Source organism: Mesorhizobium argentiipisi (SeqCode) (assembly GCF_037179585.1).
GTDB classification, from domain to species: Bacteria; Pseudomonadota; Alphaproteobacteria; order Rhizobiales; family Rhizobiaceae; genus Mesorhizobium; species Mesorhizobium argentiipisi.
This window is the reverse complement of sequence record NZ_JAPYKO010000015.1, coordinates 1-15037: the sequence shown is the minus strand read 5'-3', so window position 1 is coordinate 15037 and position 15037 is coordinate 1. Positions and strand designations below refer to the sequence as shown.

Below are 15037 nucleotides of genomic sequence, written 5' to 3'. Positions count from 1 at the left end.
CTCCGTCTCCTTTTGTGGAAGGGAGTAGGGGAGTAAGGCAGTAGGAGAGTAGGGCATTTTTGCCGCTGATCTTTCCCTACTGCCCTATTCCCTTATTCCCTACTCCCTTTAACCCTTGATCGCCTCGACCAGCGTCGTGCCGAGACGTGCGGGCGACGGCGATACCTTGATGCCGGCCGATTCCATCGCCGCGATCTTGTCTTCCGCGCCGCCCTTGCCGCCCGAGATCACCGCGCCCGCATGGCCCATGGTTCGGCCGGCCGGCGCGGTGCGCCCGGCGATGAAGCCCGCCATCGGTTTCTTGCGGCCGCGCTTGGCTTCGTCCTTGAGAAACTGCGCGGCGTCTTCCTCGGCCGAGCCGCCGATCTCGCCGATCATGATGATCGACTTGGTCTCGTCGTCGGTGAGGAACATCTCCAGCACATCGATGAATTCGGTGCCCTTGACCGGGTCGCCGCCGATGCCGACCGCCGTGGTCTGGCCGAGGCCGACATTGGTGGTCTGGAAGACTGCCTCATAGGTAAGTGTTCCCGAGCGCGAAACAACGCCGACCGAGCCCTTGCGGAAGATGTTGCCGGGCATGATGCCGATCTTGCATTCGTCGGGCGTCAGCACGCCCGGGCAGTTCGGGCCGATCAGCCGCGAGGTGGAGCGGTCGAGCCGCGCCTTGACCTTGACCATGTCCATCACCGGGATGCCTTCGGTGATGCAGACGATCAGCGGGATCTCGGCCTCGATCGCCTCGATGATGGCCTCGCCCGCGCCCGCTGGCGGCACATAGATGACGGAGGCGTTGGCGCCGGTCCTTGCCTTCCCCTCGGCCACGGTAGCAAAGATCGGCAGGCTTTCGCCCTTGGAACCTGTCCAGGTCTCGCCCCCCTTCTTCGGGTTGATGCCGCCCACCATCTTGGTGCCGTGATAGGCCAGCGCCTGCTCGGTGTGGAACGTGCCGGTCTTGCCGGTCAGACCCTGGACCAGCACCTTGGTATTCTTGTCGACGAGAATGGACATCGTGGCCCTTTTCTAAAAACCGTTGATCGAGGAAGGCGGAATGTGCCGGTAGAGGCCGCTCACCATGTCTTGCCATGCATCGCTGCCGGCGGGCTTGAACTGAAGTTTCATGCGGTAGGCGTCAGCGCCGTCAAAGCTGTACACCGCGCGCGCGGCGCCGCGCGGCGACGACCGTTCCAGCATCAGCTCGCTGCCGTTCCACGTGCCGGTAGCCGGCGACATCGGCACGAACCCCATCGAGTCGAACTGGTGCATGGTGACGACATCGTTCTGCTGGTCGAAGCCGAACACATTATGCGCGCCGAACGAGACCGTGCCGTCGCGGCGCTGGCGATAGCGCTGGACCACGAACAGGCCGCCGAACTCAGCCTCGGTCTGAACTTCCGAAGTCGCCGTCCCGGCGTCGGTCCATTGCGTGGCCGCGACCTCTTCCTCGCCGCGCCACGCGCCGACCAGCGCCTGCAGGCGTTGGGAGCCGTCCGAGAGGGAGGAGAAGGGCGACGCGTTCATGGCTCAGAGCCGCTTCAAATCGGTGACGGTGAGGTCGCTCTTGGCATTGCCGGTGTTGAGCGTCGTCGCCGGCTCGAACATCAACACGACAGGTTCGGTTGTCAGCGAGCGAGGCCGGTGCTCGACGCCGCGCGGCACGACGATGAAGTCGCCCTCGCCGAGCTCGACCGGCCCGTCGCGGAAATCGATGGCGATCCTGCCGCGCAGCACCAGGAAGGCCTCATCCTCATTGTCGTGCGCGTGCCAGTCGAAGACCTCGCCGAACTTGGCGACCTTGGCCTGGCTGTCATTGACGTCGCCGGCGACATGCGGATCGAAAACCTTGGCGATCTTTTGATCCGCAGCCTCGACCAGGTTTATCTTGCGCGGAGGCATCCGCTTTAACCCTTCACCGCCTTGACGATCTTCTTGGCCGCGTCATCCAGATCATCGGCCGACACCACGTTCAAGCCGCTGTCGTTGATGATTTTCTTGCCGAGTTCGGCATTGGTGCCTTCCAGCCGCACGACCAGCGGCACCTTCAGCCCCACTTCCTTGACCGCGGCGATCACGCCCTCGGCGATGACGTCGCATTTCATGATGCCGCCGAAGATGTTGATCAGGATACCTTCGACCGCCGGATCCTTGGTGATGATCTTGAACGCCGCCGTGACCTTTTCCTTGGAGGCGCCGCCGCCGACGTCGAGGAAATTAGCCGGCTCAGCACCGTAGAGCTTGATGATGTCCATCGTCGCCATGGCAAGGCCGGCGCCGTTGACCATGCAGCCGATATTGCCGTCGAGCGCGACATAGGCGAGGTCGTATTTCGACGCCTCGATCTCCTTCTCGTCCTCCTCGGTCGTGTCGCGCAATTCCATCACGTCCGGGTGGCGGAACAGCGCATTGTTGTCGAACGACACCTTGGCATCGAGCACGCGCAGATGCCCGTCCTTCATGACGATCAGCGGGTTGACCTCGAGCAGGCTCATGTCCTTCTCGACGAAGGCCTTGTAGAGGATCGGGAACAGCGTGCCGCCATCCTTCGCCGCATCGCCGTCGAGCTTTAGCGCGGCATTGAGCTTCTTGACGTCATCCGCCGTCACGCCTTTTTCCGGGTCGATGGCGACGGTGACGATCTTTTCGGGCGTGTCATGCGCGACCGTCTCGATGTCCATGCCGCCCTCGGTGGAGACGACGAAGGCGATACGGCCGACCGAACGGTCGACTAGGATCGACAGATAGAGCTCGCGGGCAATGTCGGCGCCGTCCTCGATATAGAGGCGGTTGACCTGCTTGCCCGCCGGACCGGTCTGCTTGGTGACCAGCGTGTGGCCGAGCATCTCGTTGGCATTGGCCACGACGTCCGCCGCCGACTTCGCCAACCGCACGCCGCCCTTGGCGTCGGGGCCGAGTTCCTTGAACTTGCCCTTGCCGCGGCCGCCGGCATGGATCTGGCTCTTCACGACATAGAGCGGGCCAGGCAGCGCCTTGGCGGCGGCTTCCGCCTCGCTGGCCTTGAACACCGGAACGCCGCTTGCGACCGGCGCGCCGAAGGTCTTCAGCAGCGCCTTGGCCTGATACTCATGGATGTTCATGCGCTTGGTCTCCGGGGAGGGTTGCTAGCCGCGAGATTATTTGCCGGCGAGGTGCGGGGCGATCTTAGTGCAGGCCTCGGTGAGGCCCTGGACGGCCGCGACCGAATTGTCGAACATCTTCTGCTCGGCCTTTGACAGATCGATCTCGATGACGCGCTCGACGCCGCCGGCGCCGATCACCACTGGAACGCCGACATAGGTGCCCTTGACGCCATACTGGCCGGAAAGGTGCGCGGCGCAGGGCAGCACGCGCTTCTTGTCCTTGAGGTAGGATTCGGCCATCGCGATCGCGGACGCCGCCGGTGCGTAATAGGCCGAACCGGTCTTCAACAGGCCGACGATCTCGGCGCCGCCGTCGCGAGTGCGCTGCACGATCTGGTCGAGCTTCTCCTTCGAGGTCCAGCCCATCTTGACGAGGTCGGGCAGCGGGATGCCGGACACGGTCGAATAGCGGATCATCGGCACCATCGAATCGCCGTGGCCGCCGAGCACGAAGGCGGTGACGTCCTCGACCGAGACCTTGAACTCCTCGGCCAAGAAGTAGCGGAAGCGGGCGCTGTCGAGCACGCCGGCCATGCCGACGACATGGCTGGTCGGCAGGCCGGAGAACTTCTGCAGCGCCCACACCATCGCGTCGAGCGGGTTGGTGATGCAGATGACGAAGGCCTTCGGCGCATATTTCTTCAGGCCGGCGCCGACCTGTTCCATCACCTTGAGGTTGATGCCGAGAAGGTCGTCGCGGCTCATGCCGGGCTTGCGCGGCACGCCGGCAGTGACGATGCACACATCCGCGCCCTCGATGCCGGCATAGTCGTTGACGCCGGTCAGCCGGGAATCGAAGCCGTCGACCGGCGAAGACTGCGCGATATCGAGACCCTTGCCCTGCGGAATACCCTCGGCGATGTCGAACAGCACCACGTCGCCGAGATCCTTGAGGCCGATCATATGGGCGAGCGTGCCGCCGATCATGCCCGAGCCGATGAGCGCTATCTTGTTGCGTGCCATGTGAGGATGTTTTCCTTTGTCTGTGACGAAGTCGTGACGGGCCGGGGAGGCCGAAAGGATGCGGGAAACCGCGAGATTTGGCCGCACCGAATAACGCCGGCCAAAGAAAAATTCAAACGATTATTTTGACCTCAGTGTTTTCAATCGGTTAGATGCTTCGGGAATTACGTAAACGTCAGAATTCATGAACCGACTGAGGAGAATTTAAACAATGAACGTCGAAATCCGAAGGCTTCATCCCGGCGATGACGCTGTTGTGATGCGGGTCGCCGAGGAAGTGTTCGACGAGCCGGTGCGACCGGACCGTCTCGCTGCCTATCTCAACTCGCCCGGCCATTTCATGATCGTGGCCATGGTCGACGGCATTGTCGTCGGCCAATGCGCCGCTGTCATTCATCGCCATCCCGACAAGATGAGCGAGCTCTATATCGATGAGGTCGGCGTGGCGCCGCCCTTCCAGCGGAAGGGTATCGCGCAAAAAATGCTCGACGCCATGTTCGAGATCGGCCGCGCCCACGGTTGCGAGGAAGCCTGGGTCGGCACCGAGCCCGATAACGAGCCGGCGCGGGCGCTGTATGAGACGCGGAAGGAGCCGCACGGGAGGGCGGAGGATTTCGTGATGTATGTCTACAGGCTTTGACGCTGGCAGGACAGAGGGGTGACGGAACGTTTGTAGAATCGGCCTTCGGCATAAAGACCTATGCCTGCGCCTGTGTTGTCTCCACCGACGCCTCGACCTGCCGCCGCTCCGCCCAGCCGTCCAGCCAGTCGCGGCTCTGCATCTCGACCAGGCGTGAGGCTGTGCGCTCGAATTCGAACACTTCCGTGCCGCGCTTGGCCGTATAGAGCCGTTCGGGCGGCGCCGCGGCGCTCATCACCAGCCGCACGCGGTGGTCGTAGAGCGTGTCGATCAAAAGGATGAAGCGCTTGGCCTCGTTGCGCTTGCCTTCGCCGAGCACCGGCACATGGTCGATGAAAACGGTCGAGAAACGGCCGGCGATCGCCAGATAGTCGCGCGCGCCGAGCGGCTTTTCACAGAGGTCGACAAAGGAAAAGCGCGCGGCCTCGCCGGCGGCGCGCGGCACGACAAGCTGGCGACCTTTCAGCGTCAGCGTCACCTCGCCGGTCGGCTGGCCATGCGTCATCGCCTTCCAGGCCTCGTCGAGCGCGCGCTCGGCCGCGGCGTCGTCCGGCGTGACATAGACCGGCTGGCGGTTGAGCTTTTCCTGGCGGTAGTCCTTCTCGGCATCCAGCGTCATCACATGTGCATTGCGCTCGAGCAGCGAGATGAACGGCAGGAAGAGCTGGCGGTTCAACCCGTCGCGATAAAGGTTCTCCGGCGCCACATTGGAGGTGGCGACCAGCACCACGCCGTTGGCGAACAGCGCCGAAAACAGGCGCGACAGGATCATCGCGTCGGCGATGTCGGTGACGGAGAACTCGTCGAAGCACAGCACCCAGGCTTCATCGGCCAGCGCCCGCGCCACCGGCGGGATCGGGTCGTCTTCCTTGACCGCGCCTTCCTTACGCGCCTGCCGGTGCTTCTGGATGCGGTCCTGCACATCGGCCATGAAGTCGTTGAAATGCACGCGGCGCTTACGCCGGACCGGCAACAGCTCGTAGAACATGTCCATCAGCATGGTCTTGCCGCGACCGACGCCGCCATGGATGTAGAGGCCTTTGACCGGATCGCGCGGCTGACGCTTGGCCGCGAACAGCCAGCCCAGCGCGCTCGATTTATGCGCCAGCCTTTTGGCCGAGATCTCGTCGATCAACCGGTCGAGCGCGGCGACGATCCGCTCCTGCGCCGGGTCGCGCCCGACCGCCCCGCTCTGGACGAGATGGTCGTAGCGCTGCCTGACGGTCGCGTGGGTCTGGATACCGTCGCGCAGATGCATGGGTCCGGTCTTTTGCATTTTTTTGCGCGGAACGCCTGAGGAAGGGCCAGGGTGTGTTGAGATTCAGGTCAGGCCGAGTCGAAAATGGCGGGTTCCGAGAACCGGAGCGGAGCGTACTTGAAGTACGAGAGCACCGGCCTTCGCCGGCCATAGCCTTAATTTAACTGCCACGCCACTCCTAAGTGCTTCGGCCGGCGAAGGCCGGAAGCGCAGGAAGCCGGCATTTGCAGGCCGGCCTCGCCTGAATATCAGCACACCCTCGCGTTATCTTGTAAGCGAGATCGGCTGCCCGTTGGAAGTCTGGCCGTCGAACTTTTCGCCGCCGGACGAATAGAGCCTGGCCAGCGTACCGCCATTTTCGTCGTAGAGCGTCAGCTGCTTGCCGGCGACATTCCACGACTTGATGCCGTCGATCGGCGCCGGGCAGTGCAGCGGACCGGCGCGGTAGCCGGCACCGAACTTGGTCTGTGGCGTCGCCACCTTGCAGCTCTGCCCGGAGACATTGACGTTCCACACGCCGGCGACGCTGGTCGCGGTGAGATCGGTGGCGCCGGCGGGCGCCGCGCCGTCCGGCGGCAGTGAGGCGACCTGGGTGTTCTTCGGCGCGGTCGGAAATTGCGACGGATCGGTGGTGCCGGGGGAAGCCGGCGGCGGCAGCTGATTCTGCGTCACCGTCCCGGAGGGCGCCGGCGTCAGCGGCGCCGGCTGCTGGTCGTCCATCGACGAGAAGCGCGAGGTCGAGCAGCCGCTCGCAACCAGCGCGGCCAGCGATACGGCCACAAGGCTGCTCTTCGAAAAGAGGCGGGGCCGCGAAAAGGGGCGGGTCATCGAAAAATTCATCAAAACCTCCGTCGGATCCGGCCGGGGGGAGCCATCCGCGTAATCTTCGCTTCACCAAGACGGCGAAGGTGGCAGAATTTCAACCCGATATGGTTAAAATAGGGTTTTCGAGCCGGCTGTTGCAAATTTATCGCAGCGAGCGGACAGCCACCGGGGGCGACGCTCGATTCGGTCACTCAAGCTATTGAAATATCGCCATCAAATCCGGGCGCTCGGTACGAACACATAGCCGTCCGGGCCGACGATGTAGCATTCGCGCAGGCCATGCGGCTTGTCGATCGAGCCGGCCAGCACGATGTGGCCGAGCGCCGCCGCCTTTTTCTCGACCGCATCCGGATCGGCGCCGTAAAGGCGCAGCTCTATACCGGCGCCGCGTGTCTCGGCGCCGGAAGTGATACCGGTCATCGGATTGTCGAGATAGGAATGGTCGGCATGCAGCATGAAGACCGAGCCCAAAAGCTCGACCGCCGCGAAATCCTCGTCGGCATAGATGATCCGAGCGCCGAGCACGTCGCGGCAGAAAGCCTCCATCGCCGCCATGTCGGTGACCAGAAGGTTGACGCCGACCCCAAACGGCAGCGAGCGGCCGAAATCCTCGGCCTTCATCCACGGTGTCTTGGTTCGCTTCATCGCCATGGCGGTTATCCCCCTCTTTCCCGATCCTAAATGAAGCGGCCTTCGCCCGTTGGCATTCGCCGGCAAAATGCTTGCGCCAGGCGGGCGCGTCCTTATCTCAGGAGAGACCGAGCCGGCGGGAGAGTGAATGGCCGCGAGAAAAAGAACCGCCAACCGCTATTACAGCGGCCCGCCCAGCGATCATTTCGACGGCGGCTTGTTCTTCAACCCCGGCGGCAAGCCGCCCGGGCGCTTCGGCGACCTCCTGAGATGGCAGTTCAGCGGCAAGCGGGCGAAATGGCCGGCCGCCTGGCCAAGCCCCCATCCGCCGGCAAAACCGGACCGACGGCTGGATGGTGGCGCGCTCAGGCTCACCATGGCTGGCCATGCCTCGCTTCTCATCCAGACCGCCGGGTTGAACATTCTGACCGATCCGGTGTGGTCGGAGCGCGCCTCGCCCTTCGCCTTTGCCGGCCCGAGAAGGGTCAATGCGCCGGGCATTGCCTTTGCCGACCTGCCGCCGATCGATCTGGTCCTGGTCAGCCACAATCACTATGACCATCTCGACCTCGCCACGCTGAAGCGGCTGAAGCAGAGCCACGACCCGCTGGTGATCACGCCGCTCGGCAACGACGCCGTCATCGGCCGCGCCGTGCCCGGCATGCGGCTCGGCGCGCATGATTGGGGCGACCGGGTCGACATCGGCGCTGCCGCCATCCATGTCGAGCCGGCGCATCACTGGTCGGCGCGCGGCGGACGCGACCGCCGTATGGCCCTGTGGGCAGGCTTCGTCATCGAAGCGGTGGGCAGCAAGATCTATTTCGCCGGCGACACCGGCTTCCATGACGGCATCAACTACCGGCTGATGGCGCAAAAGCATGGCGGCTTCCGCCTCGCCATCCTGCCGATCGGCGCCTATGAGCCGCGCTGGTTCATGGCGCCGCAGCACCAGAACCCGCAGGAGGCCGTGCAGGGCATGAAGCTCTGCAACGCCGCCTTCGCCGCCGGCTGCCACTGGGGCACCTTCCATCTTACCGACGAGCCGATCGACGAACCGGCGCAGAAACTGGCCGACGCGCTGGCCGCCGAAGACCTGCCGCGGGAGCGTTTCCGCGCCATGCGGCCCGGTGAAGTCTGGGATATACCGGCCATCTACAAAGGAACCCAAACCCGCCAAACGCGTTGATCCGCCGACGCAATTCGCCGGAGCCTCCCATGATCAGGTGGATCATCATTCTTCTCATCATTGCCGCCGCCGCGAGCCTGCTCGGCATGCCGGCGCTTGCAGGTGCGGCCGCTACCGGTGCGCGCATCCTCATAGGCATCGTGCTGATCATCTTCCTGCTGATCGTGCTCGGCGTCTTTGCTGTCACGTAAGACCTGGCCGGACTGGTAATTCCCGCCCGTTTCCGCCATATAGCGCCCAAACGGATTGGAATGACCGGTTATATGGCAGGCACCGCCCCCTTCGCCAAGATGAACGGCATCGGCAACGAGATCATCGTTGCCGATATGCGCGGCCGCGCCGACAAGGTGACGGCGGCGGCGGCGATCGCGCTCAACGCCGATGCCGCGACCAAGTTCGACCAGATCATGGCCATCCATGATGCGCGGACGCCTGGCACCGCCTATTATATCGACATCCTGAACTCCGACGGCACCAGCGCGCAGGCCTGCGGCAACGGCACGCGCTGTGTCGTGCAGGCTCTGGCTGCCGAGACCGGGCAGAAGCGCTTCACCTTCGAGACACGCGCCGGCATTTTGAATGCCGAGGAGCATGCCGACGGCCTGATCTCGGTCGACATGGGCAAGCCGCGCTTCGGCTGGCAGGAGATCCCGCTGGCGGAAGAGTTCCGCGACACCCGCATGATCGAACTGCAGATCGGCCCGATCGACGCGCCGGTGCTGCATTCGCCCTCGGCGGTGTCGATGGGCAACCCGCATGTCATCTTCTGGGTCGACAATGACGTCTGGTCCTATGAACTCGATCGCTTCGGCCCGCTGCTCGAAAACCATCCGATCTTCCCGGAACGCGCCAACATCACCATCGCGCAGGTGACTTCGCCGGAAACTATGATCATCCGCACCTGGGAGCGCGGCGCCGGCCTCACCAAGGCCTGCGGCTCGGCCGCTTGCGCCGCCGTGGTGGCGGCGGCCCGCACCAGGCGCACCGGCCGCAGCGTCTCTCTGCTGGCGCCCGGCGGCGGCAAACTCAATGTCGAATGGCGCGACGACGATCATGTCATCCTGACCGGTGCTGCCGAATGGGAATTTTCCGGCAGCTTCGACCCCTCGACCGGTGCCTGGGCCCGCGACACCGAAAGCGCCGCCTGATGTCCGCCCTTGAAAAAGGTGCGCCCCAAGCCCCCGCCGGCAAAGGCATCGACGTCGTCACCTTCGGCTGCCGCCTCAATACTTATGAATCGGAAGTGATGCGCCGCGAGGCCGAAAACGCCGGCCTCGGCGCGCTCCAGGGCGGCGCCGTCGTCTTCAACACCTGCGCCGTCACGGCGGAAGCGGTGCGCCAGGCTAAGCAGGCGATCCGCAAGGCGCGCCGCGAGAACCCTTCGGCCCGCATCATCGTTACCGGCTGCGCGGCGCAGACCGAGCCGCAGAATTTCGCCGCCATGGACGAGGTCGACCTCGTGCTCGGCAATGAGGAGAAGCTCAAGGCGAACTCCTATCGCGCGCTGCCCGATTTCGGCGTCAACGACACCGAAAAGGCGCGCGTCAACGACATTTTTTCGGTGCGCGAGACGGCAAGCCATATGGTTGATGCCATCGAGGGCCGGGCGCGCGCCTTCGTGCAGGTGCAGAATGGCTGCGACCATCGCTGCACCTTCTGCATCATCCCTTACGGCCGCGGCAATTCGCGCTCCGTGCCGATGGGCGCCGTGGTCGAGCAGGTCAAGCGTTTGGCGGGCAACGGCTATGCCGAGATCGTTTTGACCGGCGTCGACATGACCAGCTTCGGCGCTGACCTGCCGGGCGCGCCAAAACTGGGAAAACTGGTGAAGACGATCCTTCGCCAGGTGCCGGACGTGAAGCGGCTGAGATTGTCCTCGATCGATTCCATCGAAGCCGACGACGACCTGCTGGACGCGATCGCCACCGAGCAGAGGCTGATGCCGCATCTGCACCTGTCGCTGCAGTCGGGCGACGACATGATCCTGAAGCGCATGAAGCGTCGCCATTTGCGCGACCAGTCGATCCGCTTTTGCGAGGACGTGCGCAAGCTGCGTCCGGGCATCGTCTTCGGCGCCGACATCATTGCCGGCTTCCCGACCGAAACCGAGGACATGTTTAAGAATTCGGAGAAGATCGTCGAGGAATGCGGCCTGACGCATCTCCACGTCTTCCCGTTCAGCCCGCGCGAGGGCACGCCCGCCGCACGCATGCCGCCAGTCCGCCGCGAGGTGGTGAAAGCGCGCGCCGCAAGGCTGCGCGCCGCCGGCGAGGCCGCCTATCGGCGGCACCTGTCGTCGCTGTCGGGCACGCGGCAGTCGATTCTGGTCGAGCGCGACGGGCTCGGCCGCACCGAAGGTTTTACGCTGGCCGCGATCGACACGGGCACGCCCGGCGAGATCGTCGATGCCACCATCACCGGCCATGACGGCGCCCGCCTGATTGCGGCGCCCTCTGCCGCGCAAGCCGCCTGAGACTGCGAGACGCATGGCTGGTTTCTTCAAGAAGATATTTTCGTTCGGCAAGAAAGAAGTTGTCGAGGAGCGCGTCGACGAAACGGCTCCGCTGCCGCCGATCAAATGGGACGCGCTGGACACGCTGAAGCCCGAGGCCGAGCAGGCCGCGCCGGAGGTTTCGGCGCGCGAGCAGGAGCCTGCATCCTACCCTCCCCTCGATGGGGAGGGTCGCCACGAAGTGGCGAGGCGGGATGACGGCGCCGACGTAGGTCATCCCCGAGCTGCGCTCGGGACCTCCCCCATCGGGGGGGAGGTAGAGCCCACCCCTCAACCAGCCCCCGAAGAGCCGAAGCCCGAACCTGCTCCGACCATTCCGCCGACGCCCGAGCCGATCGTTCCCGCCGAGCCGGAACCGCTGCCGCGGCCCGAGCCGGAAGAAGAGCCGCAACCGGCGCCCGAGAAGCCGGAGCCGCCGGCGCCCGAGGAAGTGCCGCCGGTACAACCGGAGCCTTTGCCCGCGCCGACACCCGAACCTGCTCCGCAGGAAGTGCCCGCACCCGCGCCCACTCAGCCGGACATCGAGCCTTCGCGTCCGGAACCGCAGCCTGAGCAGCCACCGGTCGAAGTGCCGGCGCCGCCTGCCGAAGTCCCGGTCGAAACGCCGGCGCCCATCGAGGTTCCGCCAGCGGCGCCGCCCTCTGTAGAACCGTCCGCCGAAGCTGACGCGGAAATCTCGCCGCCTATTCGACAGCCCGCGCCCGTCGAGCCGCAGCCGATCCATGCCGAGATCGCGCCGGAGCCGGAGGCTTTGCCGTCGCCGCCAATGCCCGCCCCCCCCGCCGGCAAGGTAACGGTCTCAAAAAAGGTCGAGCAGAAAGCCGAGCCGGTAAAGGCGCCGGAGCCGGCGCCGCGGCGCTCCTGGTTCCAGCGCATGCGCGAAGGGCTTGCCCGCTCCTCGCGCGAGCTCACCGGCAACATCGCCGGCGTCTTCACCAAACGAAAGCTGGACGAGGACACGCTGCAGGACTTGGAGGACGTGCTGATCCGCGCCGATCTCGGCGTGGAGACCGCGCTTCGCGTCACCGATTCGCTTGCCTCCAGCCGCTATGGTCGTGACGTCTCCGACGCGGAAGTCCGCGCCGTGATGGCGGCGGAGGTGGAGAAGGTGCTGACGCCGGTGGCAAAACCGCTCGAGCTCGACCTCAGCCACAAGCCGCATGTTATCCTGGTCGTCGGCGTCAACGGCACCGGCAAGACCACCACCATCGGCAAGCTTGCCGCCAAGCTCACCGATGGCGGCCTGAAGGTGATGCTGGCCGCCGGCGACACGTTCCGCGCCGCCGCGATCGAGCAGCTCAAGATCTGGGGCGAGCGCACGAAATCGCCCGTCATTGCCACCAAGCTCGGCGCCGATGCGGCGGGCCTCGCCTATGACGCATTCGAGAAGGCCAAGGAGGCCGGCTCCGACGTGCTGATCATCGACACGGCCGGGCGCCTGCAGAACAAGACCGAGCTGATGGCCGAGCTGGAAAAGATCGTGCGCGTACTGGGCAAGCTCGATCCCGAAGCGCCGCACACGGTGCTGCAGACGGTCGACGCCACCACCGGCCAGAATGCGCTGAACCAGGTCGAGATTTTCCGCAACGTCGCCGGCGTCAACGGGCTGGTCATGACCAAGCTGGACGGCACGGCGCGCGGCGGTATTCTGGTGGCGATCGCCGCCAAGCACCGGCTGCCGGTCTATTTCATCGGCGTCGGCGAGCAGGTCGACGACCTCGAACCGTTTTCCGCCAGCGAGTTTGCGAGAGCGATCGCCGGCGTCGCCTGAACAAAGGCGTGATCTTGGAGGCCGCCTGCTTTTCGGCCAGATCATGCGCAAGAAGGACTTTTATGAACATCCTCGAACGCGACCCGTCCGATCCACGCCGCAAGCCGATGAATCCCGGCTTGAAGTTCCTGCTCGAACTGGGCCCGGGTCTGGTATTCTTCTTCACCACCATCCGCGGCGAGTGGCTGGCCGAGAAGTTCCCGGTGCTCGCCCATCTCGGCGAGCCGATCCTGATCGCCACCGCCTTCTTCATGGTGGCGACCGCGCTTTCGCTCGGCGCCTCCTGGCTGCTCACGCGCAGCCTGCCGCTGATGCCGCTGGTCTCGGCGATTGTCGTCTTCGTCTTCGGCGCGCTGGCGCTTTACCTGCAGGACAAGACCTTCGCCTTCATGAAGCCGACGATCATCAATTCGCTGTTCGGCGTCACACTGCTCGGGGGGCTCGCCTTCGGCCGGTCGCTGCTTGGCTACGTCTTCGATTCCGCCTTCCAGCTCGATGCCGAGGGCTGGCGCAAGCTGACCTTCCGCTGGGGCCTGTTCTTCCTGTTCCTCGCTGTGCTCAACGAGGTCGTCTGGCGCAACTTTTCCGAGGCGACCTGGCTTTATTTCAAGGTCTGGGGCACGATCCCGATCACTTTGCTGTTCACCTTCAGCCAGATGCCGCTGATCATGCGCCACTCGCTGGAGGAAAAAGCCAAGGAAGAGAAGGCCGGGAATTAAAGCAGTTCCAGGAAAAGCGTGCAGCCGGAATTGCGCCAGAATGAGGGGGCAGCATGGAATTCCTCACCACGCATGACGAGCTGAGGACGATCTACAAGACGCCCCGGCCGACCGACGGCTCGATCCGCAAAGAGCTCAAAGCCCTCGACGGCCATTGCCGCTCCTTCATCGGCAAGAGCCCCTTCGTACTGATCGGCTCCTCCGACGGCGCCGGCAATGCCGACGTGACGCCGAAAGGCGACAAGCCCGGCTTCACCGCCATCCTCGACAACTACACCATCGCCATCCCCGACCGTCCAGGTAACAACCGGCTGGACACGCTGGAAAACATCATCCGCAATCCGTCGGTCGGGCTGCTCTTCCTCATTCCCGGCATGAACGAGACCCTGCGCGTCAATGGCGACGCCCGCATCACCGTCGATCCCGCCTTGCGCGAACGCCTGGCCGTCGACGGCAAGGAGCCGCAGAGCGTGATCGTGGTGACGGTCAAGGCCGCCTATATGCGCTGCGCCAAGGCCTTCATGCGCTCCGATCTGTGGAAGCCGGAAACCTGGTACGACCGCGCGACCTTGCCGACGCTTGGCCAGATCATCCGCGACCAGCTGGCGCTCAGCGAAAGCGCCGGCGAGATCGACCGCGAGCTGGACGACGATTACCGCCAGACCATGTGGTAGGCTTGCCGGACGACTCACTCTTCGTCCGGCTCTCCCTTGACCGAAATCATCGCCATCTCAGGCAGCCTGCGGGCCGCCTCGACCAACTCGGCCCTGGTGGCGGCGCTAGCCGCCAACGCTCCCGCGGGCTGCCGTGTCCAGGTTTATGATGGCCTCGGCCGGCTGCCGATCTTCAACCCCGACGACGAGGGCGAGCGCACGCCGCCCGAAGCGGCAGAGCTGATCGAGATGATCACCCGCGCAGACGGCGTCATCGTCTCCTGCCCGGAATATGCGCATGGCGTGCCCGGCGGCATGAAGAACGCGCTGGACTGGCTGGTGTCGCGCGACGCGGCGGTGGGCAAGCCGGCAATGCTGGTGCATGCCTCGCCCCGCTCGCTCTATGCGCGGGCAGCACTTGCCGAGATCATGCGGACGATGTCGTTCGCGATGTATGAGGAGACGGCACTGGAGATCGCGCTGCTCGGCAAGAAGCCGGCGGAGGTGGAGGCGATCCTCAGGGAGGACACGAAGCGGCAGGCGATGCGCGAGGCGGTGCGGGGTTTTGTGGGGTTTATAGGCGGACGATGAGTGGCGCGACTTCCCCTTCTCCCCTTGTGGGCCTGTTGCGTAATTGGCTGGTTGTGATTCCCTGAGAAGGAAGCTCGGAGGGAATCGCAATGGCGGTGAAGCAGACGGGGCAGTTGAGCCTGGCGGAAGCATTTCTGGGCCAGAAGCTTGCA

17 protein-coding genes are annotated in these 15037 nt (G+C 64.7%); 9 read left to right on the top strand and 8 right to left on the bottom strand.

The window, feature by feature from the left end; translation table 11 throughout:
• Window positions 1–108: 108 nt before the first annotated feature.
• Genes sucD through mdh form a run of 5 tightly spaced genes read right to left on the bottom strand, consistent with a single transcriptional unit; the run spans window position 109 to window position 4100 of the window.
• Window positions 109–1011 carry a succinate--CoA ligase subunit alpha gene (sucD, locus tag O7A05_RS20400; protein ID WP_337094776.1) on the bottom strand — a complete coding sequence of 301 codons (903 nt, stop codon included), beginning with the start codon at window positions 1009–1011 and terminating at the stop codon, window positions 109–111.
• A 12-nt stretch (window positions 1012–1023) separates the two neighbouring features.
• The gene (locus O7A05_RS20395) at window positions 1024–1521 is read right to left on the bottom strand and encodes a DUF1579 family protein (protein ID WP_337094775.1); all 498 of its coding nucleotides are present in this window, start codon (window positions 1519–1521) and stop codon (window positions 1024–1026) included.
• Window positions 1522–1524: 3 nt separating this feature from the next.
• Window positions 1525–1896, bottom strand: a complete 372-nt coding sequence (locus O7A05_RS20390) for a cupin domain-containing protein (protein ID WP_337094774.1) — start codon at window positions 1894–1896, stop codon at window positions 1525–1527.
• Between the two features lie 5 nt (window positions 1897–1901).
• A complete protein-coding gene (sucC, locus tag O7A05_RS20385; protein WP_337094773.1) occupies window positions 1902–3095 on the bottom strand; it encodes an ADP-forming succinate--CoA ligase subunit beta in 1194 nt (397 codons plus the stop codon).
• A 36-nt stretch (window positions 3096–3131) separates the two neighbouring features.
• Window positions 3132–4100, bottom strand: coding sequence for a malate dehydrogenase (mdh, locus tag O7A05_RS20380; protein ID WP_040996351.1), 969 nt, complete (start codon window positions 4098–4100; stop codon window positions 3132–3134).
• A 211-nt stretch (window positions 4101–4311) separates the two neighbouring features.
• Here mdh and O7A05_RS20375 point away from each other — a divergent pair, with 211 nt between their 5' ends.
• Entirely contained in the window at window positions 4312–4740 is a 429-nt protein-coding gene (locus O7A05_RS20375; RefSeq protein ID WP_337094772.1) for a GNAT family N-acetyltransferase, read from the top strand.
• Between the two features lie 58 nt (window positions 4741–4798).
• Here the strand turns inward: O7A05_RS20375 and zapE are convergent, their stop codons facing one another.
• The 3 genes from zapE to O7A05_RS20360 all read right to left on the bottom strand — a co-directional run bounded on the left by zapE (window position 4799) and on the right by O7A05_RS20360 (window position 7474).
• Entirely contained in the window at window positions 4799–5998 is a 1200-nt protein-coding gene (zapE, locus tag O7A05_RS20370; RefSeq protein WP_337094892.1) for a cell division protein ZapE, read from the bottom strand.
• A 264-nt stretch (window positions 5999–6262) separates the two neighbouring features.
• On the bottom strand, window positions 6263–6838 hold the full coding sequence (locus O7A05_RS20365; RefSeq protein ID WP_337094771.1) for a protease inhibitor Inh/omp19 family protein: 576 nt from the start codon (window positions 6836–6838) through the stop codon (window positions 6263–6265).
• A gap of 198 nt (window positions 6839–7036) precedes the next feature.
• Window positions 7037–7474: a VOC family protein gene (locus O7A05_RS20360; RefSeq protein ID WP_337094770.1), complete on the bottom strand. Its 438-nt coding sequence runs from the start codon at window positions 7472–7474 to the stop codon at window positions 7037–7039.
• A 127-nt stretch (window positions 7475–7601) separates the two neighbouring features.
• Here O7A05_RS20360 and O7A05_RS20355 point away from each other — a divergent pair, with 127 nt between their 5' ends.
• The 8 genes from O7A05_RS20355 (at window position 7602) to O7A05_RS20320 (ending at window position 14885) form a co-directional block, all read left to right on the top strand.
• A complete protein-coding gene (locus O7A05_RS20355) occupies window positions 7602–8639 on the top strand; it encodes an MBL fold metallo-hydrolase (RefSeq protein ID WP_337094769.1) in 1038 nt (345 codons plus the stop codon).
• Window positions 8640–8668: 29 nt separating this feature from the next.
• Entirely contained in the window at window positions 8669–8830 is a 162-nt protein-coding gene (locus O7A05_RS20350) for a DUF1328 family protein (RefSeq protein WP_031195454.1), read from the top strand.
• 72 nt (window positions 8831–8902) lie between these two features.
• Window positions 8903–9787: a diaminopimelate epimerase gene (dapF, locus tag O7A05_RS20345; protein WP_337094768.1), complete on the top strand. Its 885-nt coding sequence runs from the start codon at window positions 8903–8905 to the stop codon at window positions 9785–9787.
• Window positions 9787–11112, top strand: a complete 1326-nt coding sequence (mtaB, locus tag O7A05_RS20340; protein ID WP_337094767.1) for a tRNA (N(6)-L-threonylcarbamoyladenosine(37)-C(2))-methylthiotransferase MtaB — start codon at window positions 9787–9789, stop codon at window positions 11110–11112. The genes dapF and mtaB overlap by 1 nt, the downstream gene beginning before the upstream one ends.
• Window positions 11113–11125: 13 nt before the next feature.
• Window positions 11126–12922, top strand: a complete 1797-nt coding sequence (ftsY, locus tag O7A05_RS20335; protein WP_337094766.1) for a signal recognition particle-docking protein FtsY — start codon at window positions 11126–11128, stop codon at window positions 12920–12922.
• A 62-nt stretch (window positions 12923–12984) separates the two neighbouring features.
• Window positions 12985–13641, top strand: a complete 657-nt coding sequence (locus O7A05_RS20330) for a septation protein A (RefSeq protein ID WP_337094765.1) — start codon at window positions 12985–12987, stop codon at window positions 13639–13641.
• 53 nt (window positions 13642–13694) lie between these two features.
• On the top strand, window positions 13695–14315 hold the full coding sequence (locus O7A05_RS20325) for a pyridoxamine 5'-phosphate oxidase family protein (RefSeq protein WP_337094764.1): 621 nt from the start codon (window positions 13695–13697) through the stop codon (window positions 14313–14315).
• A 36-nt stretch (window positions 14316–14351) separates the two neighbouring features.
• Window positions 14352–14885: an NADPH-dependent FMN reductase gene (locus tag O7A05_RS20320; RefSeq protein ID WP_337094763.1), complete on the top strand. Its 534-nt coding sequence runs from the start codon at window positions 14352–14354 to the stop codon at window positions 14883–14885.
• The last annotated feature ends 152 nt before the right edge of the window (window positions 14886–15037 follow it).

Bases quoted from the DNA above. Each gene is read 5' to 3' on its own strand.
- sucC (WP_337094773.1), bottom strand. From the start codon at position 3,095: ATGAACATCCATGAGTATCAGGCCAAGGCGCTGCTGAAGACCTTCGGC.
- O7A05_RS20355 (WP_337094769.1), top strand. From the start codon at position 7,602: ATGGCCGCGAGAAAAAGAACCGCCAACCGCTATTACAGCGGCCCGCCC.
- O7A05_RS20395 (WP_337094775.1), bottom strand. From the start codon at position 1,521: ATGAACGCGTCGCCCTTCTCCTCCCTCTCGGACGGCTCCCAACGCCTG.
- O7A05_RS20390 (WP_337094774.1), bottom strand. From the start codon at position 1,896: ATGCCTCCGCGCAAGATAAACCTGGTCGAGGCTGCGGATCAAAAGATC.
- ftsY (WP_337094766.1), top strand. From the start codon at position 11,126: ATGGCTGGTTTCTTCAAGAAGATATTTTCGTTCGGCAAGAAAGAAGTT.
- dapF (WP_337094768.1), top strand. From the start codon at position 8,903: ATGGCAGGCACCGCCCCCTTCGCCAAGATGAACGGCATCGGCAACGAG.
- mdh (WP_040996351.1), bottom strand. From the start codon at position 4,100: ATGGCACGCAACAAGATAGCGCTCATCGGCTCGGGCATGATCGGCGGC.
- mtaB (WP_337094767.1), top strand. From the start codon at position 9,787: ATGTCCGCCCTTGAAAAAGGTGCGCCCCAAGCCCCCGCCGGCAAAGGC.
- O7A05_RS20350 (WP_031195454.1), top strand. From the start codon at position 8,669: ATGATCAGGTGGATCATCATTCTTCTCATCATTGCCGCCGCCGCGAGC.
- O7A05_RS20365 (WP_337094771.1), bottom strand. From the start codon at position 6,838: ATGAATTTTTCGATGACCCGCCCCTTTTCGCGGCCCCGCCTCTTTTCG.
- sucD (WP_337094776.1), bottom strand. From the start codon at position 1,011: ATGTCCATTCTCGTCGACAAGAATACCAAGGTGCTGGTCCAGGGTCTG.
- O7A05_RS20375 (WP_337094772.1), top strand. From the start codon at position 4,312: ATGAACGTCGAAATCCGAAGGCTTCATCCCGGCGATGACGCTGTTGTG.
- O7A05_RS20360 (WP_337094770.1), bottom strand. From the start codon at position 7,474: ATGGCGATGAAGCGAACCAAGACACCGTGGATGAAGGCCGAGGATTTC.
- O7A05_RS20325 (WP_337094764.1), top strand. From the start codon at position 13,695: ATGGAATTCCTCACCACGCATGACGAGCTGAGGACGATCTACAAGACG.
- zapE (WP_337094892.1), bottom strand. From the start codon at position 5,998: ATGCATCTGCGCGACGGTATCCAGACCCACGCGACCGTCAGGCAGCGC.
- O7A05_RS20330 (WP_337094765.1), top strand. From the start codon at position 12,985: ATGAACATCCTCGAACGCGACCCGTCCGATCCACGCCGCAAGCCGATG.